The sequence below is a fragment of the Saccharicrinis sp. GN24d3 genome, from assembly GCF_052400645.1.
In the GTDB taxonomy this organism is placed as follows: domain Bacteria; phylum Bacteroidota; class Bacteroidia; order Bacteroidales; family Marinilabiliaceae; genus Saccharicrinis.
Genome location: NZ_JBQTGI010000006.1, coordinates 281,406 through 304,650, shown reverse-complemented (window position 1 = coordinate 304,650; position 23,245 = coordinate 281,406). Strand labels below are relative to the sequence as shown.

Sequence of the window (23,245 nt, the reverse complement as noted above, 5' to 3'; positions counted from 1 at the left end):
ACGCTTTGCAACTCAGAAACAAATACAGCAAGGAAACCATGTTACTTATATTTCGTTTTTGCTTGCTGAGTAGTAACTAAAATTTTAAAAACCGCTGTATAAAAATCTTTATCCATTTCAACCGTCTTTATGGGCTGTTCTTTTTTCAGGTTCTGCCAAGTTGTGCCTGGGGTTAAAAAGTGTATTTCCCCATTTATATAAGCGGCAACTTTCATTTGAAAACCATCGATGCAATTTGCCCAACGGTAGCGCATTTCATCACCAAGCAAAGCATATTCAAATGTAGGAATCCGCGTGTCTCTTAAGTATTGATCAAACACCGGTTTCAGGTCAAGTCCACTTTTTTGGCAGATATAATTCTCAACCTGTTCCGACCTCACTGTTTGGTGATAAAATTCCTGGTTTAGCCCGCGCAGCATCTGTCTCCATTTTTCGTCATCGTTAACAATCTGGCGAATGGTATGCAGCATGTTAGCTCCTTTGGCGTACATATCGCCCGATCCCTGGCTATTTACATCATATTGCCCGATGATGGCACGGTCGTTCTTGATGTTCAATCGAGTGCCACGGCAGTAGGTTGCACCGGCTTCTTTTCCCCAAAAGTAATCGACAAATAAACTTTCAGAGTAGGCAATAAAACTTTCGTGTATCCACATGTCGGCTACATCCCAGTTGGTAATACTGTTGGCAAACCATTCATGTCCCGATTCGTGAACCAGGATAAAGTCAAATTTATCACCCCATCCGGTTCGGCTCACATCGCGTCCTCCGTAACCATTTTTATAGCCATTTCCGTAGGTGACCGAACTCTGGTGTTCCATACCTGGATAGGAAACTTCCACCAGCTTGTAGCCATCTTCGTAAAACGGGTAAGGACCAAACCAGTGCTCAAAAGCTTCCAGCATTAAATGAGCCTGCTTAAATTGCTTTTTCGCTTTTTTAAGGTTATACGGAAGCACCCAGTAATCGCAGTCTAAATCGCCTTTTTCGCCTTCGTAAACATTGCTAAAATGAACGTAATCGCCCACATTGATATTTACTCCGTAATTGTTAATTGGATTGGATACGAACCAATGCGAAGTATTGGTTTCATCGTTATGGTGCTCCAGGTTCCTTAGTCGTCCGTTTGAAACATTCATTAAAGGTTCCGGAACCGTAATGCTAATCAACATGCTGTCCGGCTCGTCGTAGGGATGGTCTTTGCAGGGCCACCATAAGCTGGCGCCATCGCCCTGATTAGCCGTAACAATAAGCGGTTTACCGTTTTTGTCCCTGCCCCAGCTCACGCCACCTTGCCATGGGGGTTTTTTACTGACTTGTGGCTTGCCGCTAAATTCAACATCCAAATACTGTATGTCGTTTTGTCGCTGAGGAGCTTTCAGCTCAATAAACCATGCATTTCCTTCCCTTCCATATTCCAACTCGTTTTGTTCCTGGACAACCCGGGTGATTTTCATTGGCGGCTGCAGGTCGATTTGCATTAATTGCTTTGATTTGTTGACACGGTAACCTATTTTATTAGTTCCGGAAAAGCTGCTGTCCGCCGGATTTATCTTAACGGATAAGTGATAATAAGTCAAATCCCACCATTCGCGTTCAGGAGTTATGCTGCCCCGAAGCGAGTCCTGTCGGGTAAACAAGTTATTTTGGCCGTATGAAGGGAAATAAAAATAAGCAAAAAACAATAGTAAAAGCAATTTATGTGTACTCATCTTGAATTGAAAAAAGGTTTTTGCAATATAACTTAATCATTTTTCTGAATGTGTAATAACAACAAGAAAATGGACTGGTTTTAAAGTAATGTAAAACCAGTCCATTCATTCTTTAAAAAAAATGGTCAATTAATAAATACACAATATTTACCAACCTGGATTTTGGCTCAGGTTAGGATTTTTTGTCAATTCGTTGGTCGGTAACGGAAGTAAATAATCTCTCTCTGAATTAAATCCATAATATCCGGTGTTTAAGATGTCCCTGAAAGGATCCAGGTAACCTTCGTCGTTTACTTTCAAACCAGGATATTCAGCCTCGATTTCATCGGTATACAAGGTGCCCGTGAATCTTTTTCCTACAATCAGGCTATGTGCTCTCCAACGCATTAAGTCGTCGAAACGGAAGCCTTCTCCAAACAATTCAACAACACGTTCTCTTCTAACTTCATATAAAACATCACTCAAGGTGTTGCCATAATCAGGCCAGTTTGGATCCACCGTAATCGAAGCCATATTCAAATGTGGCATCCCTACCCTGTCTCTTAATTGATTAATAGTCAAATCTATATCGCTTTGTGTAATGGTTCCCAACTCAGCCTTTGCTTCAGCATAAATTAAGAGAGCCTCTGCATACCTGAAATGAATAAAACCAATGTCTCTTGTACGATTGTTAAGTGATGCATCTAACCATTCTGTCCGAAACTTTTTTAGTTCGTAGCCTGTTGGGTCCCAAACCATATAAGGGATATCGTAAAACACAGAGTCGCCATTCAGGGAAACATAATCTAACTCGCCGGTAACAATAAGCGATTGGTCTAACCTTGGATCGCGGTTTGTTTCTATAACAGCTAATGTAGAATCACCTTTAAATAGGGGACTTACAGCATAAGGTAAACCATCAGCACACAGATAGTTCGAAAACATTTCTTGTGTTATCCCCTGGGCATTTGGGTGGTTCCACAATGAATTCTGGATACCATAAGTAAGGTAATCGTAATGTTTGTAGAACAGTACTTCTGAATTGCTACTGTAATCGGTCTGTACAAAAAGATTATAATAAGCCCTTTCGGTATCTCCGGTTACCAATGAATAATTTCCGGCATCCATAACACTTTTGGCTGCTTCGGCTGCAAGTTCCAGATATTTGGTTCCATCGGTATCGCCAGCGAAAACGGTTTCTGCATGGTATTTCTCCCATGTGCCTTCATATAAACATACCCTGGCTTTAAATAAGTTGGCAATATCTTTGTTGAGCCTTGAAGCACCGGCTTCGGAAGCATATTCCATTTTGGCAATGGCCATATCAAGGTCTTCAATGATAAAGTCAACCACGTCGGAACGAGAGCTTCTGGAACCATATAAAATCTCATCGTCATCTACATCTACCACTGATTTTACTATTGGCAGATCCCCAAACTTTTTTAGTAAGTTGAAATAATTCCATGCTCTAATAAAATAGCCTTCTCCAATATAATGATCCTTTAAGTTGCCTGTTTCAGCCTGGTCGGCGTTTTCAAGGAAATAGTTTACATCACGAACATCATCCCAGCTCCATCCGCCGCCTGATGCAGGGACAGTAGTTGTTCCGTCTAAGCGTGCAGTATATGAGCTGCCATACCATAAGTCTGATTCCAGGATAATGTCTGTACCAAGGTCTGGTGAAGGTGCCTGCCCAGAGGCCCCCCAGCCTGAAAATACGGATGGATATAAATTATTTAAATAAAGTTGTAAGTCATTCTCTGTTTTCCAAAAATCGGGATCAGAAATCTCATCCAAGGGAGTTTTGTCTAAGATATCTTCTGTGCAGGAATTGAATATTAGTCCTGCTGCAGTAAATAGAAATAGTGTATATATTATTTTTTTCATTTCATTCTATTTTAAATAAAAAATTGCATTTAATGTAACTTGTTCTGTATTGTAAGAACTCATTATTCACTTTTTAGAAACTAATATCTAAACCTAGTGAAAATGCTCTGCTTAACGGATATTGGTCACCTACGCGCCCTTGTCTTCCATTAAATGCTTCCGGATCATAAATCATTAAATCGGTAAACGTTAACAAATTCTCGCCCGATAGATAAATTCTGGCATTGGAAATTTTAACTTTCTCGGTTATTAGTTTTGGTATAGTATAGCCCACCTGAACGTTTTTTAACCTGACATAAGCACCGTTTTGAAGGAAACGTGTTGTAGGGTAACGGTAATTTTTGTCGTTTTGGCCTGTAAATACAACATAGGGTGCAGGGAAATAAGCATCAGGATTGGCTCCCAATGGGCTAGAGTCATCTCGCCAGTAGTCCAGGTGTTCTGTATATACATTGGCGTGTAATTGTCCGTTACTGGGGCCACGGAAAGTTCCTAAGCCTCTTAAGTCCAAATCTCTTTTGCCAACCCCCTGAATTAAGAATGAGAAATCGAATCCTTTCCATGAAGCATTGGCGTTTAATCCAAATTGGAATCTTGGGGTGCTGTTACCAATTACTTTTTTATCTCCCGGGTTGTCTTTGGTATTGTCTCCTATGGTAATGGCATCATCGCCATCCTGGTCTACATATTTTAAATCGCCCGGAGCCCATGCGCCCGAATAGATATCACTTTGGTCGAGTGCCCAAGTATCCACTTCCAATTCTGACTGGAAAAAACCGTCGGTTTCCATACCCCAAATCTCATTTAGCTTTTGCCCTTCATAATAAGAAGATAAAATTTTTGTAGGATTATTATAGCTGGTAATTTCACTTTGATAATCCGATAAAACAGCCCTTATGTTATATGAAAAATCCTTGATTTTGTCTTTCCACGAGATTTCAATTTCCCATCCGCGGGTAGTTACTTCTCCTTCGTTTATTTTTGGAACGTCAGTACCTAAGATTTCGGGAAGTTCTTTTCCCGGACCAACAAGATTGGTGGTTTTTGATTCATACCAATCAAAGTTGACGCCTAACCTGTTGTTTAAGGTTTGTAGGTCGAATCCAAAATCCATGGTCTTTACTTCTTCCCAGGTTAAGTTGATGCTTTCAATGTCTGGACTGCCAACTCCCCATAATTGTTCGCCACTAAACAACCAGTTTGACAATCCGACAGACATGGTTGGGATATATAAATAATTGCTAACATTCTGGTTTCCCACAGAACCATAGGAACCCCTTAATTTAAATACATTCACAGCGTCCTTCAAAGGGAAAAAATTCTCTTTTGAAACAATCCAGCCAGTTGATACAGAAGGGAAGAAGCCCCAACGTTCACCGTTTTCGAACTTTGACGAGCCATCGTACCTACCATTGAACTCAATCAAATATTTCTCTGCAAAATTGTAATTAAAGCGTCCAAAAACACTTTGAGTTGACCAGTGCCCTAGTCCGTCAGTTATTGTTTTCTCTCCAACAGCGGTGCTCAATGAAGGAATTTCATCGGTTAATAAATAAGCTGCAGTAGCAAATAGGTTGTTGTAGTTGTACACCTCGTGCTGATAACCTCCTAAGACATGAAAATTATGGCTACCTACAGCTTTTGAATATTCCGTATAAATATTTGGGGAAAAGTAGTGGTTGGAATACATATAGTCTCTGTATTCCGTATTTTCTGAACTTGAATACAGAACTGTTGAACCTCCGGTTCCGTCGGGAATGGCATATGGAATTCGCGGAAATACAGCCTGTTTGCGGTTGTCGTTCGTCCTGTAATTCACTTCAATATTTGTAACCCAGTTTTTTACAGGCTCCAGAGTTATCCTTGGGGACAGCACCAATTGTCTTTCAATGTTATTGGTTTTGTTCATTTCCATATCACCAATTCTACCAGTCCATACTTCCGTGCCGGGGTAATACGCCGGCTTGGTAGGCTTAAGTCTGGTCGTGAGCAACATAATAAACGACCTTCCTAAAGTTTTGTGTTCAGGATATTCCTCCTCTACATATTTATATTTGGTTAAGAAAGAAAGCTTCATCCAGTCATTTATGGTTGCATTTATCTTTCCATCAATATTGTATCGTTTAAAGAAGTCATCGGCCTGTTTTAATTGTCCTTTTTCATCATAAAAACCGCCAGATAAATAATACCTTAAGGTTTCATTTCCGCCCGACAAATTCAGGTTGTGTTTCGTTCTGGAACTATAATCTTTAAAAATAATTGAATGCCAATCGGTAGCTGCCGAAGCGTTTAGGCCGTCGGTTCCCAAATTCCAGGTTAAACCGTTGCTGCTTTCGAGCACTTCAGGGGCACTTCCTGGTTCTTTCATATTCATTGCAATCCACTCCAGCTTTTCGTCGCTGTAATACGGTGAACTCCCTAGATTTTCCCTGGCCTCGTTCATTGTGTATGCAAAAGAAAGAGGATCGGCATTTTTAGGCATATTAATAAGGGAAGTAATGGCGTAATTTGATGAATAGCTTACTTTAATACCACTATTGGCTTTGCCATTTTTAGTGGTAATTAGAATTACCCCGTACGCGGCCCTTGCACCATAAATAGCAGTTGAGGCAACATCTTTTAATACCGAAATAGACTCTATGTCGTTGGGATCTATGTCGTTTATATCCATCGGGATACCATCAACCAACACGTAGGGTTCGCTATCCCCTTCAATAGATGTTAGTCCCCTGATATTCATTGCCATGTCTGCTCCAGGCTCGCCTGTAGCTGATGATGTTGTGATTGTAAGGTTAGGGACAACGCCCTGTAAAGCTTGTTGCACATTGGCTACCGGACGGGCTTCTAACTCTTCGCTACCCGCAACGGATATAGCGCCTGTGAGATTTATTTTTTTCTTGGTTCCATAACCAACGGCAACCACTTCCTCAATGCCAATGTAATCGGATAACATGGTTACGTTGATGGTTGTTTGTGTGCCAACAACGACTTCCTGCGAAGTCATACCGATAAAGCTGAACACGAGTATTGCATCTTCCGGAACATTGGAGATGTTGTAGATTCCTTCGGTACTGGTTACGGTACCGATACTTGTACCTTTTATTATAACGGAAACTCCCGGCAGTGGTTGCCTGGTATCATCAACAACAGCACCGGTAATTGATTTTTGAGCGCCAGCATTTGTAATCTGAATCGTTAGTAATAAAAATAAGGTAATTGCAAACTTTTTAAATAGCTGTTTTGATACCTCAGGAGAACGTCCAAAAAATGACCATTTTTTTTTCATAAATAAAAGTTTTTCGTTTAAAAATCTAAGTTAAATCGTTTCCAATGCAGTAAGAAAAGGTTCTGTCCCTTTGTTGCTGATTGTAAATCGCGGGATAAGTTAAGTGGTCTAAATTTTTAATTCATTTGTAATGTTTTTAAAAGCCAAATTATTGCGATTAGTTAATGGGTTAAACAATATTTAAATGTACATATTAATATAGTATTCGAAAGTATGTTATTTTTAATAATAAATGCAAAATAATTACTAAAAACTGAATAATAATAATAAATATTCGTAAATATAGGATATATAATTACAAATAGTAAGATGACGACTGAACACAATCTCTCTGATACAGAAAAAATGAGCACTTACTAAAATAATAATAATAAGTAGGATCAAGGCTGCTGTTAAAAAAATCAATAAGGGATATAGGTTATATATTAAAAGGATAACAATTAGGTTGTATTGATTGCCCGTCATGTTGAGCACGCTTTTGTTTATTTACCCAACACGACCTTTTATCTTTTTTATTGTTTATTTTTTTTGATTTGTCGGATCATGATCTTACCCATTTTTTTGCCCAGCCAGATTTGAGCCTCGCTGTTAAAGTGGGTGTTGTCTTTCAGGGTTTTAAGTTTATCCGTGTTGATGATAAAAACATTCTCGTCCTCCGCAGCTACTTTTTCTTGTGCTATCTGCACTCTTTCGGTGTAGTCAAAAGTCCAGGGTGTTTCTCTCAGCAAGCCAATAGAAATACGTCCCATAACAATCGGAAGTTCGTCTTTTTTGGTTTGTTCACGTACATCCTCAAAAAGTATCTTCAGGTTCTTTTCGTACGCATTGGCCCATTCAATGGTTTCAGCATCCGATTCGCCTTGCATCCATAGCATGCCGTCTATTTCGCACACAACACCGCTATCGGCAAGTTGCTGCATGGCATTTTCCATATTCTGAAGAAAACGACTGTACATTCCCTGATTGGGCAGCCAGTGTTTCCATAGCTTAGTTCCCCCAGCCGAGGTTTTAACAATGGCAATGGTATAATCCGGGTATTTTTCCGCCAATAAATGCGAGAAAGCAATTTCAGGACCAAATTTATATTTGCGTCTTTCTGCAAAAGAATCGGTTCCCAAGGATACCCAGGTTTTCTTTTTGTTGTCCCAGGTCATGGTGTTGTGGGGATGAACCTTGTAAGCATCGGGTAGTTCTTCCGATTTTCCACAGCCGTCCATGTTTGACTGACCGCCTAATATAAAAAGTTTTACGGGGCGTGTCTTTTGGTCTTGACCCAGGCAAAAGAAAACAACGAAAATGGTTAAGAAAAATGTAAGTACTGCTTTTTTTATTGTCATCTTGCTTTTTTTAAGAATCCATTCATCGGGTGGATCCCGTACAAAACCGTTGGTCACCCGATGAATTAATCATGATTTAACTAGTTTAAATGCACTTCCGACACAGTGGTGTCGTTATACTGTTTTTGCAAATCGATCAATTTATTAAACAAGGTTTGTGTAATTTTCTCATAACCTTTTTTGCCATAAAGATCGTTAACCTCGTTAGGATCCTCTTGCAGATCGTACAGCTCCCATTGATCAACATCGTTATAAAAATGGATGAGTTTGTAACGGTCGGTTCTTACTCCGTAATGGCGTTTTACCGAGTGAGGGCCGGGGTATTCGTAATAATGGTAATAAAGCGCATCGCGCCAATTTCCTGCTTCACCTTTTAATAATGGAACCAGCGACTCGCCCTGAATGGCCTCGGGAATTTGCACGCCCGCCAAATCAAGGAAGGTTGGGGCGAAGTCAATATTTTGTACCAGTTGGTTTATTTTACCCTTTTTTACGATGGACGGTAGTCTCATCAGCAGTGGTGTGCGAAACGATTCTTCGTACATAAAACGTTTGTCGAACCAGCCGTGTTCGCCCAAATAAAAACCTTGGTCCGAGGTGTAAACCACCAGTGTATTTTCCGCCAAACCGCTTTCGTCCAAGTAATCGAGCACCCGGCCAATATTATCGTCAACCGAGGCAATGCAGCGCAAATAATCTTCCAGGTAGCGCTGGTAATTCCATTCCAACAATTCTTTACCCTCCAGCTTGGTCTTTTTGTAGTATTCAATTTCCTTTTCATAGGCTTTGTCCCATGCGGCGCGTTGCTTTTCATCCAAACGGTCTATCTGACGTTTAAAATATTTGCGCAACGGTCCTTGTACCTCACCTTCCTTATCGTACATCTTTAAGTCGTTTACCGGGCAAAAGTTTTTCATGTGCATACGTTGTTCTGCGGCAGCCTGGCGTCCTTCATACTCATCGTAAAAATTTTCGGGGAGGGGGAATTTCACGTCGTTGTACATATCAAGATAAGCCGTGTCTGGCATCCAGCAGCGGTGCGGGGCTTTGTGGTGCAACAACATACAAAATGGTTTCTCCTGGTTTCTGTTTTTTAGCCAGTCGAGACTGAAATCGGTAATCAGGTTGGTAACATAACCTTCCACTCTCGATTTGGTGCCCATTTCAATAAAATCGGGATTGTAATAATCGCCTTGTCCCGGAAGTATGTTCCAATAGTCGAAACCAGTAGGGTCGCTTTCCAGGTGCCATTTACCTATCATGGCTGTTTCATAGCCTGCCTTTTGCAGGAGTTTGGGAAAGGTAACCTGATTGCCGTCAAACACCTGGCTGTTATTCATGTGCCCGTTTATATGTGAATGTTTTCCGGTGAGCATAACGGCACGGCTGGGCGCACAAATCGAGTTGGTTACAAAACCTTGGGTAAACAGTACCCCTTCGTTGGCAATGCGGTCAATGTTGGGCGTTTGATTCAGCGCCCCGTTGTAACAGCTCATAGCCTGGTAACCGTGGTCATCGGTCATTATGTAAATGATGTTGGGGCGTTTGGTATCTTCCTTTTTCGTGGGTGTTTGACATGAAACAAGTCCTAAAAGGATAATAAACGCGATAACTAATGTGTTAATACCAATTTTTTTCATACGTACTTATTATTTTTCGTTAATTTCTTTTTCCAGTGCCGATAGATTTGATGGACGGCTTGCACGTTTATTAAGAATAGTACCTTCGGCATCAATTAAAATATACCAAGGAATGCTTAGTGAGCCGTTTTTGTCAAATATCTTTCTTAATTCCTCTGCTAATTCTTTGTTTGCCCTCACGTGATAGCCTTCAAGCTCATAGTGCTTTATCATATTTTTCCAGCGTTCAGAATTTTTCTCGCGGTCGATGGAAATGTACAATACCGGGATGTTGTATTTATTCAACATTCTTTTCAGCTCTTCTTTGTGTTCAAATTCTGCCTTGCACGGTCCGCACCAGGTAGCCCAAACATCCACGTAAATTTTTCCTTCAGTAAAAGTACCTGCAAGTTCAGACAGCGTATTGATGTTTTCGTATTCATCCACAAAGTGAATGTTTTCATGGAAGTCTAAATCAGCGGTTTTATGGAATTTTACAATCTCGTCAATTAATGGAGAAATATAAAAATTGTATTCGCTTTCCGGATAGTTGGTTTTAAAATCATTGAATAACCCGATTAATTCCTTTTCATATTTTTTCTGAAAACATTTTTCATACAAATAATGGGCAAGGTAGTTCTCGCAAAATTCTGCCGGCAAGTATTCTTTAGATTTTTCGACCCTGTAGGTTATTGTATTATCCAAATTCCTTAACTCTTCTAACTTATCTTTGGTAAAGTTACCGTTCTTATATTCCTGAAAATAGATGTAGCATTCGGTATAAAAGTTAAACCACTGCGTATTTATAATTTCAGGTTTCTTAAACAGGGCAGGCCGAAACGCATCATACCACAGCTGTTCAAAATCAGGGTTGAAGGAGTTTTTGCGACCTTGCATTTCCATCATTTTTTTGATCCATGCCGTGGTTGCCAAAACTGCATCGTAGTAACACTCCCTGTCGGTTTTTATCAGGTTGAATACATCTTCTGAGATTGTATTTTGGGAAAAATGTTTTTCGATTTCAGCTATCTCCCTTGTTTTTCGCTGTTCAATGGTGTTTTTAATCCTGCTTGCCAGCGAATCGCGTAAAAATTCCCGTGCCCCATCCTGGATGTGAAATGGGTTAGGGAATTTACCGTAAGCTTTTTGTATAACCGAGCTCTCGTCGGTTACCGACAGTACATTTTTTTCTTTTGATGTATCAAAAATAAGTTTGTATTGTTTGCCTGGTTCTACAATTATAGTTCCCTGCTTTTTATATGTTGTTCTTAGTTTTAAAAACAGGGGAATATCCGATTTGATGTTAATTTTAAAGTTGCCAAGCGAGTCGGGCTCAATTGATTTTGTGAACCACCAATTACAGGTTCCGTTAATGGGGTTGGTGTATTCAATTTTTCCAGGGTTTTCGCCTTTAATAGTTCCTGATATTACAATCTTATTCTTCCCGGATTGACAAGAAACTAACCCGACGATCAAAACTGATAAAATTAATTGCTGTAGTATCATTCACTTATTTTTAGGGTTCACATTGATTGCTTAAAGAACCTTTCATCTTATTTCATCCTCCAAGTATGTGGCAATCACTTTACCCAACTCTTGGTATCCTTTTTTCTGGTAATGAACATCGTTGTTTCCTTGACCATATTTTTTATGAATCGGTTTCGACTTTTTATAAATATCATTCACCTGAACGGAATACTTTTTCATCACCTTTTTTGCCACCTTGTTATATTTTCGTGCATCTTTTGTAAATCGGCCTGCCTCTTCTTTGGGAACATAGCTAGTAGTGACAAAAATTAATTTGGCGTTTGTTTTTTCCTTTAAAAGCCTGACAATGGCTTCGAGATTTTGCTCGTATTCTTCCAGTGAAAAAGTTATGGTTCCGTTTATTTTATCACGGTTTCCCTGCACTTTCGAATCCGGGTGCCGGTAGCACAGATCCCAAAGCCCCCAGTTGAACTGGATAATATCGTAATCGTCCTTTTGAATCCAAGTTTCAAGATTCTCCAATCCATAACCGGAGTGTTTCGCATTTCCTTTGTTGTGGCTAACAATGGCTTTATCTTTCAACATTTCTTTTACGGTAGAGGTATAACCCAGCGATATTGAATCGCCGATTATCAGAATCTTGGGTTGTTTTTCGGTGAAACCAAAGATCAGCAGCAGAGCCGTAATGCTACAAGTAATTACTAATAATCTGTTTTTTTTCATTTAAAATTAGTTTTTAAACTTGAAATTAGCTTTTAGTACTTCATTTGAAGAACCTCCCACCATTATCATAAACTGACCTGGCTCAATCACTTTTTTCATTTCAATCCCGGTAAACTCGAGCATTTGGGGTGTTACCGCAAACTCCACCGTTTTCCTTTCCCCGGGGGCAAGCTCAATCTTTATAAAAGCTTTTAGCTCTTTGTTGGGGCGGGTAACCGAACCTATCAGGTCTTTTACATACAACTGTACTACTTCTTTCCCTACCAATTTCCCCGTGTTTTTAACATCTATTTTAACTGTTAATTCTGATTCCGAAGTTAGTGTGGAATCCGACAGCTGTAGATTTGAAAACTCAAAAGTTGTATAGCTTAATCCAAAACCGAAAGGAAATAATGGACTATTTTGGGTGAATAAGTAACCCTTTTTATAATTAATTTCTTTTTGACTGTAGTGAAACGGGATTTGACCAATGGAGCAAGGAACCGTCACAGGCAGTTTTCCTGAAGGTACTGCTTCACCAAAAATCATTTTTGCCACTGCTTTGTCGCCAAATTCGCTAAGCTCCCAGCAATCTAAAATGGCATCGGCATATTCCGATATAGCATTAGCAGATAAGGTGCGGCGGTGTTTAAGAACAACAACTACAGGTTTTCCTAGTTTCTTTAATTCAATCAATAATTCGTCCTGAAAGTTTACCGGGTCGATGTTGTCGCGGTCGCCCGTGGCAAAACCAAAAAATGCTTCTTTGGAGGTAAATTCATCACCTCCCGCGAAAAGAATAATGACTTCCGAATTTTTGGCGGTTTCAATAATCTTAGTAATTCCAGCTTTACAATCTTCTTCAGGTGTTAGGGCAGGAGTTCCCCGCACTTCGTTGGTTAAACGATACCCTTTTTCAGTGAAGAAAGTGATGTTGTCATTCGCAATCTCTTCAAAATAAGACAAGGTGCTTTCGTCAAGCACAGGACCGACCAACGCTATTTTAATTTTCTTTTCCGAAGAAACAGGCAAGGTCTGATTCTGATTTTTCAGCAAGATAATAGATTCCAGATCGGCTTTATGGGCAAGCTCAACCGCCTCCTTGCTTCGTACTGATTTTTTTGCTTGTTTTACATTTGTATAAGGATTATCAAATAAACCTAATATAAACTTGGTTCGTAAAACACGCCTTACCGAGCGGTCGATGTATTGTTTCAATTCAGGGTTTTTTTCCACCATTTTCGGAAGAAGAGCATAGGCATCATCGGCGTATAGATCCACGTCCATTCCGGCTATTAAACCAAGCTCAGCAGCCTCTTCAGGCGTTTCGGCTACTTTCATAAAATAATGCAACCTGGCAATGTCGTTGGCATCGGAAACCGTATAACCTTTAAATCCCCACTCGTCCCGCAGTATTTCGGTTAGTAACCAAGGGTTTGAATGACTGGCTACACCATTAATATCGGAATGAGAAGCCATAATCCCGAGTGTTTTTCCTCGCTGAATAGCCGCTTTAAAGGGAGGGAATATTTCATCGATTAAAGTACGCGGAGAAATTTCCATGGCGGCAAAGTTTGTGCCTCCTAGAACCTGTGCATAACCCGCGAAATGCTTGGTTACGGCACCAATGTGTGTGCTTTTTAAACCATCGTAATCACCTTGGATTCCGGTAACTGAACTCACAATCATTTCCGTTGTTAAGTGGGTGTCTTCCCCCCATCCTTCACTCATTCTCCCAAATCGGGGGTCGCGGGCAATATCGGCCACAGGAGAGTGAGTTAGGTGTAAGCCTCGCAAACGTGCTTCTTTACCCATGGTATCGTATACCTTTTTTACAATTTCTGTATTCCAACTTGACGAAAGTGAAATCGGTCGGCTAAAACGGGTGCAGCCTTCGGCATCAATGCCACTGTACGATTCGGTGATAAAAAAGGCAGGTATACCGAGCCTGTTGTTTTCGATAATATATTTTTGAAGTTGATTATTCAAAGCAGCAGACTCCTCGGGCTTATATTGTTCTCCCGGGTTTTTGATTCCGGCAATCCCGTTTGTCAATCTTCCTTTAACATCCTCCGTTAAAAGAATACCTCCATCATTGTCGAGGGTAATTCCTTTATTGGCATGAAAGATGCGCATTTGAGCTACTTTTTCTTCCAGTGTCATGCGCGACAGCAAATCCTCAATACGGTCTTCAATCGGGGCATTTTTCTGTTTGTAAATGTTCTGTGCTTTATTTACTGACGATATTACAAGAAGTATTAAAAGCAGGGGTATAAAATGATTTTTCATGCTTAATTTGAAACGTTAATCTTTTTTGCAAAAGTGAATTCCCAACCCGGCAATACGTGCCGGGTTGGAGAAATTTATTGAATTAAAACTTTCTATATTTTGTTTTCAGAAGAAGATTGGCTTCAGCCTCTGCAAATTTTGCGTTTTTTATATCCCAGTGTAATTTCTTTTTTGGGAAACGGTTGGCGATAACACCCAAAAGTATAGCCTCGGTTAACTTTGCTCCGTAGGTGAACGGTGCGCTACATTCAGCTTTGCCCAAACAGGCATCGATAAACTGATGGTAGTGGTCGACTTTTTCCAGTGTTGGGAAATCTATTTTCTCGTATTTGCCATCCACAATTAATTTGGGGTAATCCCAGTGCGGCAACAATAAATTTCCTTTTTCACCAACAAACATGGCGCCTTGCTCCGGCAATTTTTCATCGTTGGGCAATTTCAAATCTTTATGCTTTTCCGGAGCCCCCGGTCCATCGTACCATATCCATTTAAATTTATCGGTTGTATAGTCTGTTCCCGGGAATTGGTATTCCACTAAGTTATTTTCGGGGTGACCGAAACCGGTAGGTTTGCGACAACTGGTTTTAACAGTTTTGGGCACATCCAGGTTGAGCGCCGTGTAAGGAGTATCAAAAATATGAACACCCATATCGCCCAATGTTCCACAACCATAATCCAATACTTTACGCCAATTGGCGGGATGGTACAGGCCTTCTTTGTAAGGTCTTTCCGGGGACGTGCCCAGCCATAGGTTCCAGTCTAAAGTTTTTGGTATAGGATCACTACCGGATGGAGCAGGTCCATCGTATCCCCAGTTTTTGGGCGACCATGCACGCACACAGTTTATTTTGCCAATAATGCCCGACTGTATCAAAACAACGGCCTGGCGGTACATGTCGCTGGAGTGGCACTGAATACCCATTTGCGTAATAATGTTGTTGTCTTCGGCATACTTGCGCATGGCTCTGGCTTCCGATACGTGATGGGTAAGTGGCTTTTGGCAATACACAGGTTTGCCCATTTCCATGGCCATCAGCGAGGCAGGAGCGTGGGTGTGGTCGGGAGTGGTAATCACCACGGCATCTATTGCCTTGCCCAGTGCATCAAACATTCTCCTGTAATCGGTAAAGCCTTTTGCTCTGGGAAATGCTTTTTGTGCGGCAGTTAAGTAATTAGAGTCCACATCGCACAAGGCAGTTACTTCAACCATGGGATGCGAGGCTATCGACGTAAGATCTGCCATTCCCATCATACCGCCAACACCAATGTGAGCCGTTCTTATTTTTCCATTTTTTGTAAGTGCCCAAACCGATGAGGGCAGGATGGTTACCGAGCTAAATGCAGCCAGGTTTTTTATAAAATCTCTTCTTTTCATGGTTTATAGCGCTTTAATTTTTATGTTTTTAAACCAAATATAGCTTCCGTGATCCTGTAAAGCAATGTGCCCGGTCTTTGCTTTGCCATAAGCAGGATATTTGCTCCATTTTCCATTCGCCACATTGGCTTTCCATTCTTCTGTCCAGGCAGTAAATTCAACTATCTTTTTGCCATTAAGGTAATGGCTTACTTTACCGTTATCGAAGATAATTTCTGAACTATTCCATTCGCCAACGGGATAAAGTACTTTTTGCGTTGTATCCGCCGGAGTCATGGCATAATTGGCACCGGTAGAGTTGTAGGGCGTTACACCACCAGGAAATCCTATGTCGTCGATAATTTGGTATTCAGGGCCCGAGTAATACGTAGATTTTAATTCAGGTGCTTCCACCACGTGGTACATAATTCCACTGTTACCCTCCGGGGAAAGTTTCCAGTCCAGTTTCAAATGGAAATTATCATATTTTTCAGTCGTAATGATGTCCCCGCCAATGTCGCCACCTTCGCCAGCGGACATTAAAGTACCGTCGGTGGCACTCCAGGCCTGCGGTATTTCAGCGCTGTTGAAACCGCGCCATCCATTGGTAGTTTCACCGTCGAATAATAATTTCCAACCTTCTTTCTTTTCCTGGCTGGTTAGTGTGTTGTCTTTTTTTTCGCATGCACAGCCTGCTAAAATCGTTAGTGCCATTACTACACAGATTAAATAATTCTTTTTCATGTTTTAATATTTGTGTTTTTTTAGGAAATTTGTTTTTATTGTTTTGCTTTTATCATTTTACTGATAGAGTTGTAATAGATGATTACATTCTTTAAGCGCCGCGGGATCAGAACTTCAGGTCAACCGCAGCAAACCATTTTTTACGCAAATATTCCTCAATACCTATTCTTTCTGATTCAGTGAGTGCTTTATCCACAAAAATCATTTCGGCGATATCTCCTTCCCAAAACCCTTCAACTCTTTCAAATTTATCTTCAATCACTTCAGGAAATTCTACCGTGAGAATGCAATAGTCCATAGGATTGGGCGTGTTGAACGGGTCAATTTTTCCACCGTTCAGGTAAACACTTGCTTTTTTAGTTTTTTCATCAACCGTATCGAAATCAAAGATGCTTTTCGAAGGGTCTTTGCTGGCACCCAGGTATTTGTTCAAGTCCCTGAAAATCCATTTCCCGGGAAATGTTAAGCTACTTTCTTTATATACCAGAATAACTGTTTGAATACCGCTTATTTTTTTACCCAGATCGGATACCCAAACACTGCCGAAGGCACCTACGCCTTTGCCGTTAAGTGAGTTAGGCTCGTATTTGGTAAAAATCTTACCCGGATTCTTCCAGGTCTTTTCCATCCAGTTTTTAACCGGGCCTCGTTGAGGAATAGCTCCGTCTTCGTTTCCGTCACCATCTAAATCGCTGGCATCAAACCAGAGTTTAATGTGGTCTTCACCCAAGCGGGACGGGCTCATTTCGTGAATTGTGTTTGACTCCGGTTTATCGCCAACGGCAATGCAAATACGGTTGCTGCTTTCCACATTTGAATAGTTGTTTTTTGCAGAAACATAATAACTTCCGGGCTTCTCCGGCTTAAATTCATTTCCTTCGAAAAGTGCGTTTTCAAATTTTTCAGCCTTGAATAATGGCACGTTTTCGGAATACCACAAGTAAGTATAACCTTCCAACGGATTCACAATACTTAAAACGCCCGGCTTTGTAATTTCGACTTCCAGATTGTCAATTTCGAAAGGGTACACCTCCGGAACGATCAGCGTTTTCTCTGTCGCTTTATTCTTAGCATCGGTAATCAGCACGGAATATTCACCCGGTTTCATATCGAACCGTTTATTACCTTTTGCAGGAATAATCTCAAATGATCCCGGAACGCGCAGGTAATCGATATTGGCTCCCGATTTTCCGGTCGATTTCAAACAAATGGTATTCTCTCCCTCATTTAAATGGGCCTTCACCACTGCCTTTTCCCATCCAGTGTACAAAGGGCGTGTAGGATGAAACATCAGTGCTTTCTCAATCGTATTCCCGTTCACGGAAACTTCCATGGGCGTTCCTTTCCGGGCTACACCGGCGTAGGCAATGTCAATTGGATAGGTTCCGGTTTTAGCCACCTCAACACGCCAACTGATGGAGCCTTCTTTTTCGTTAAACTGAACCATATATTTGTTGCTGGCATCGAAGTATTCTTTAGCCGAATATCCTGGGATTTCTATGCTGGCATCTTCTGCTTCATAAACGATTCCCTTGGAATATTTATGCAGCCCGTCTGTCCAAACAAATGAATATGGGGCTTTGCCACCGGTGGCAATTACCTCAACTTTTCCGTTATTCTTATCCTTTGCCGAGGCAGCAATCTTAGATGCTATATTAAAATCAGCATCGTTTTTTTTCTGATTTTTAGAATGGGTTGAAAAATTGAATTCACTATTACCCACCAAAACCTTTGCTTTAGCGGACCTGTAATCACTATCGGTAACTTTAACTTCGTAAATTCCGGCGGTAACATCCGACAATACCTTTGAACTGGTTCCGTTTGACCAAGCGTAAAAGAACGGAGGTGTTCCTCCTGTAACAACCGGTTTTAGTGTAACTTTATTTTTTTGTTGTTCTTTTATTATACTTAGCACCAATTCTTTTGCATCCGATGTTGGTGCCGAATTGGTTATTTCCCAAACAACCTCGCGTTTCGGATATTTTGCGTAAGGTGGGTCGGGACGGATAAAATGTGATTCGTCGGTAATGGAACAGTTTAGTTCGTAGCTTGCCAATTCTCCAAACTCAACGTCAACTTCATCCGTTCCGGTAGCAATAGTCTTGCCGTTTAAAATCCAGCGTACCACCTGTGTGTTTGGAGTGGGTGTAATATGGTCAATGGCGAAATGAATCTTGGTTTTTCCGTCAATAGCGATTTTAGTATTGGCAGGCGTTATGTTATTTATCGGATTTACCAGTTTGTTCACCCGCATGGCAACCCGTTGCTCGCAAATGGGGCACATTTTTTCGGTATTATCAAAAACACCTGCGCCCATAATGCATCCCTGTGCTGTTGAGCGGTGATAGTCGACCAAATGATATTGCGCACCTTCAAATGCTCCAACTTTATCTTTGTATTTTGCGGTATACGGTGTTGGAAGCGGTGTTTCGGGCTCAATCCATTTCCGCCATTTTATTTTATCGCGTTCGTATTCGGTTGAAACTGTGTAAGTAGGATTCGCCTTTGTTCCGGTTGCTGGACCCGTGTATTCATCACCAATACTCATACAGGTGTGGGCAATCTCGTGCAGCATCTTGGCTATTCCATTTCCTGCAATCAGGGCTCTTCCGACCCTTGCTTCCAGATTTCTGCCAGCACCTCCGCCACCATTATCCAGATTCGGCAGAACCAAAAATGTTGCCCATCCCAGGTTTTCATCTTTCCAGGGCAGGAAGAGTTTGTCGCGCATCGCATCTACCGCATTACCGTTAATTCCTACGTTCCACTCGGGTGAATTGGGATACCACAAACCATACACGTTAAAAAATTCGCGGTAGTTGGCATAGGCCGTTTGTGCCTTGGAATCACCCGGCGTTAAGGCTGCAATTAACGATTCATTAATGTCTTTTATAAATTCATCACGCATTTCCGGAGAATTATAAGGCGCCTTTTCGTTGGATGTCCAGCGGTTCATTAAGACTATGTTTATACGGTTGTCCTTATCTCCGTTAATCATAATGGGAATCAGCTCGGATTCGTTAAGAAATACGTCAATTTCTTTTTCTGACCAGTCCCTGTTTCTACGCGAATTTTGTGCCTCTGTTATACCCGAAAAAAGCAGGCACACTAGCCACAAGATAACACCAGTTTGTTTTTTCATAATCATTATTTTTTATTCCGTTTCTGCTCTTATGGATTCAATATCTTCAATTGTTTTTGGCTTTGGTTTGCCTAAAAGTTGTGGGCCGTTTTTGGTCATTACAAAATCTTCCTCGTTTCGAATTCCACCAAAATTCCGATAACTGTCCACTTTTTCCCAGTTTATAAAATCGTTGAACTTGTTTTGTGCACGCCACTGGTCAATCAATTCAGGGATAAAATAAATTCCCGGTTCAATGGTGAAAACATGTCCTGCCTGCAGCGGTTTGGCCAGTCGTAATGATTTTAATCCAAACTGCGTACTTTTGGGTTGGCCATCGTATCCTACCCATACCTCACCCAGATCTTCCATGTCGTGCACATCCAGTCCCATCATATGTCCGGTTCCACACGGAAAGAATAGTGCGTGTGCGCCGGCTTCAAAGGCATCCTGGGGGTTTCCTTTGGTGAAACCCATAGTTTTCAATCCATCGAAAATGGTTGTACAAGCCGCTTCATGGGCGTTTTTAAACGGAATTCCCAAACCTAAGGTATCGATTGCCGCCTGATGAGATTCAAGAGCCAGCTGATATATCTCCTTTTGCTCGGCGCTGAATTTTTTACTTACCGGTATTGTACTCGATAAATCACCGGCGTACATCATTTCGTTTTCGAAACCGGCATCAATTAAAAACATGTCGCCACGGTTAATAGTATTCCCGTGGTAGTGGTTGTGCAAAGTCTGTCCATTTTTCGTGGCTATTATGGGGAATGAAATATTTCCACCTTCGGCAAGGGCTATTTTATGAATCTCCGCAGTTACCTGAGCCTCTGTCATTCCGGGTTTGGCAATGCGCATGGCCGCCACGTGCATATCAACAGAAACATCAACAGCTTGCGAAATGCTGGCAATTTCTTCTTCTGTTTTTATTTCGCGTTGGCTAACCACAGCTTTCACCAAATCTACCGAGAAGCATGTTGCCACCTCGTTGGGCGCAATGCCGGTGAGTTCCTGCAACTTAATTTTGTTTTCTGCACGGTACAAAGGCAGGAAATGAATAGTTTGTTCTTTTTGTTTTGCAGCTTTAACCTGTTTTTCAAGTTCTTTTGCGGGCACAACTTCTTTTATACCGCAATCATCGGCTTTTTCGGCAATAGTAGCTTGCGGCCCCATCCATACAAAGTCTTCCACCGTGTATTCATTTCCGAAAATAATTTCACGGTCGTTATCCACATCGATTAGCGCTGCCAATCCAGGCTGATTTATGCCGAAATAATACAAAAAGGTACTGTCTTGCCTGAAATGATAAGTGTTATCTGCATAGTTCATGGGTGACTCGTCGTTCCCAAAGAATAGTATCAAGCCTTTTTCTACTCGTTCCTTCAGTACCTTTCTTCTTTCTATATAAGTTTTTTTGCTAAACATAGTTTTGTTTTATTTTGAAGCTAGTTCCTTATTGTTAAATTGTGTTTTAGTATCAACCACTATTTCCCAGCTTCCTGATTCCAGCTTGAAGTATTTATATAAATTGTCTTCACGTTGTACTAATTCGATATGTTTACGCTCTCCTTGCACCTTAAAATCCTTATTGTTTTTGGGGATTCTGATAATGGCGGAAGATTGGTCCGGCACCACTAATTGGTAGGATATTTTTGTATTCAGCTTATCATAGTCAAGTTTTATTTTACCCTTTACGGTGGAGAAAGAACACGACATACTTTTGAAGTTTCCGGGTTCCGGAAAAACATGAAACTCGCTAAATCCTGGTTTTTCCGGCTCTATACCCGCAAGGTATTTATACATTAGAGAAAGCGGGCCTCCGCTCCATGCGTGGTTGTGCGACCAGTTTCCATCATGGAAAATTTCCCAAAGGGTACTGTGTTCGGAGTCTATCATTGGTTTATACCGTTCTTTCATTCGTGTTAGGGCAAGTTCGGTCTCTCCCATCACAAACAACGCTTCTTCAACATATTTTTCCATGTAAGGGCTTGAGTGTCGGGTTTCAAATAGAAGGTTCCTTAATACCGGATATTTTGATGGATCAGCGATACCGGCAACCACGGCCAATCCGTTGCCCCGGTCATCTGTTTCTTTTTTATAGTTTGGTGAACGATAGCCTTGTTTTGTCCAGAACTCCGAATTCAAATGATTCTTAACGCGCTCCATTTTTTCCAAAGCACGATTCTTCTCGCCAGGTTCATTCACATACTCAGCCATTTCAGCATAACCTTTCAACGCCAAATAATACCAAACATGCTCCAACAGGGTTTTGTCCAGTTTTCCGCCCCAGTCGGCCCAGTTCCAGCCCCCTTTTTTGAAGGGCACCGAGCCATCTTCACCGACCTGCCACTTCGACAGGTATTCTTTCACGGCTGGAAACACTTTGTTATACATCACCTGTTCGCCGGTATATTGCACATAATGACGAAAACCGAACCACCCGATACTTGCCAGCATTTGTTGCGGCAGTTCTTTGTCCCAGTTGCCCGCCGGAATGGGGGAAAATAGCGTGCTGTCGGGCTTCTGCCAATCCACCAGCTCATAAATGGCTTTGCGCGAAAGGTCGATTGCCGTGTTGTCCATTGCGTAAAATGTTTCCTCCATTTCCAAAACCAAATCGCCCCACCATTGTGCTCTCTCTCTATCGGGACAGTCCATGAAATTGTCGCGCATGGTTACATAAAGCGTACGTTCCGCTTTTGCAAGTAAGGTCATCAAATCTGCATCATCGACTTTAAATTCCCCATCAAATTCGGAGTTATATCCTGTTTCGCGGTATCCGGCTTCCAGGATTTCAACGCCTTCTTCAAGGTCGAAATACACTTCCTCACCGTTTAGCCAGGGTAAATGTTCGTATTCTTGCACTCCCCCTTTGGTTTCATATTCTGCGCGCAAGGGGATATCATTCAAGTTGTAAAAGTTATCTGTGGTGATTTCAATCTGTTTTCCCGCATCAGATTTTACTTTCAGCCAAAAGTGAAACTGCATATTGTAGGGAAGCTTCATCGCCACCCGGTTGCTGTCTCGTTTCAAATCAGTTACTTTGGTCAACCCAAAATCTTTCCATTGCGGAATCGGCCGTTTCACCAAATCATTCCAGGGAGCGGTTCCAATTTTTCCAATCTCAACAGCATTCCGCCATTTTGAGTCATCGAATCCGGGCAGTTGCCAACCTTGATGATGTTGCGTCGCCACAAAACGAACGTTGCTTTCGGGTAGGCGGAAATTTTTGCGGGGTATTCCTGCATCCTGATAGGCACTGTCAACCCGGATCTTCCATCCTAAATCACTTACGATCCTTTCCTTCCCTGAAACGCAGTTAAAATAGAAACCGGCCATTTTACTATCCTTGTGCGAAAAACCATCACACCCGAAATACCAAAGTTGAACGGCAATGGTGTTTTTACCTTTTTTTAACCAGGGGGCAAGGTCAATTTCATCGAAATAAGTATCGCTGGGATTGGGGCCCCTTTTAAGCTGACCTTCCAAAACTGCCAATTCTCCGTTAATCCATAACCAATATTTACTATCTGCAGCAATTGTTGCAATTGCGGTTTCGGGCTGCTTCTTCAGCTTAATTTCTTTGCGAATTTGAAACCATTGGTTTTCGGCATGTTCAAAACCAGGTACAGTAATCCACTGGGCTTCTTTTTCAGCTGGCCTGGAGCAACTAAAAGCTAAGAATACCAAGAGCGAACTCGACAGATAGTAGATCAGTTTCATTAAA

Annotated in this window: 13 protein-coding genes; all 13 read right to left on the bottom strand. The window is 41.4% G+C overall.

The window, feature by feature from the left end; all coding sequences use genetic code 11:
* Positions 1-41: 41 nt before the first annotated feature.
* Positions 42-1,712, bottom strand: a complete 1,671-nt coding sequence (locus ACT29I_RS09590) for a M1 family metallopeptidase (RefSeq protein ID WP_444793307.1) — start codon at positions 1,710-1,712, stop codon at positions 42-44.
* 147 nt (positions 1,713-1,859) lie between these two features.
* Positions 1,860-3,578 carry a RagB/SusD family nutrient uptake outer membrane protein gene (locus ACT29I_RS09585; protein ID WP_430932094.1) on the bottom strand — a complete coding sequence of 573 codons (1,719 nt, stop codon included), beginning with the start codon at positions 3,576-3,578 and terminating at the stop codon, positions 1,860-1,862.
* A 73-nt stretch (positions 3,579-3,651) separates the two neighbouring features.
* Positions 3,652-6,864 (bottom strand): SusC/RagA family TonB-linked outer membrane protein, encoded by a 3,213-nt coding sequence (locus ACT29I_RS09580; RefSeq protein WP_444793306.1) that lies wholly within the window; start codon positions 6,862-6,864, stop codon positions 3,652-3,654.
* Between the two features lie 512 nt (positions 6,865-7,376).
* Entirely contained in the window at positions 7,377-8,201 is an 825-nt protein-coding gene (locus tag ACT29I_RS09575; RefSeq protein WP_444793305.1) for a sialate O-acetylesterase, read from the bottom strand.
* Positions 8,202-8,281: 80 nt separating this feature from the next.
* Complete coding sequence (locus tag ACT29I_RS09570) at positions 8,282-9,841, bottom strand: sulfatase family protein (RefSeq protein ID WP_430932097.1); 1,560 nt, start codon at positions 9,839-9,841, stop codon at positions 8,282-8,284.
* A 9-nt stretch (positions 9,842-9,850) separates the two neighbouring features.
* On the bottom strand, positions 9,851-11,326 hold the full coding sequence (locus ACT29I_RS09565; RefSeq protein ID WP_444793304.1) for a TlpA family protein disulfide reductase: 1,476 nt from the start codon (positions 11,324-11,326) through the stop codon (positions 9,851-9,853).
* Positions 11,327-11,368: 42 nt separating this feature from the next.
* A complete protein-coding gene (locus tag ACT29I_RS09560) occupies positions 11,369-12,031 on the bottom strand; it encodes an SGNH/GDSL hydrolase family protein (RefSeq protein ID WP_444793303.1) in 663 nt (220 codons plus the stop codon).
* Positions 12,032-12,037: 6 nt separating this feature from the next.
* Positions 12,038-14,299, bottom strand: a complete 2,262-nt coding sequence (locus ACT29I_RS09555; RefSeq protein ID WP_444793302.1) for a glycoside hydrolase family 3 N-terminal domain-containing protein — start codon at positions 14,297-14,299, stop codon at positions 12,038-12,040.
* Positions 14,300-14,381: 82 nt separating this feature from the next.
* Positions 14,382-15,674 carry a Gfo/Idh/MocA family protein gene (locus ACT29I_RS09550; RefSeq protein ID WP_444793301.1) on the bottom strand — a complete coding sequence of 431 codons (1,293 nt, stop codon included), beginning with the start codon at positions 15,672-15,674 and terminating at the stop codon, positions 14,382-14,384.
* Positions 15,675-15,677: 3 nt separating this feature from the next.
* Complete coding sequence (locus ACT29I_RS09545; RefSeq protein WP_444793300.1) at positions 15,678-16,397, bottom strand: 3-keto-disaccharide hydrolase; 720 nt, start codon at positions 16,395-16,397, stop codon at positions 15,678-15,680.
* A gap of 106 nt (positions 16,398-16,503) precedes the next feature.
* On the bottom strand, positions 16,504-19,539 hold the full coding sequence (locus ACT29I_RS09540) for a hypothetical protein (RefSeq protein WP_444793299.1): 3,036 nt from the start codon (positions 19,537-19,539) through the stop codon (positions 16,504-16,506).
* 12 nt (positions 19,540-19,551) lie between these two features.
* A complete protein-coding gene (locus ACT29I_RS09535; protein WP_444793298.1) occupies positions 19,552-20,943 on the bottom strand; it encodes an aminopeptidase P family protein in 1,392 nt (463 codons plus the stop codon).
* A gap of 9 nt (positions 20,944-20,952) precedes the next feature.
* Complete coding sequence (locus ACT29I_RS09530; RefSeq protein WP_444793297.1) at positions 20,953-23,241, bottom strand: alpha-L-rhamnosidase-related protein; 2,289 nt, start codon at positions 23,239-23,241, stop codon at positions 20,953-20,955.
* Positions 23,242-23,245 lie beyond the last annotated feature (4 nt).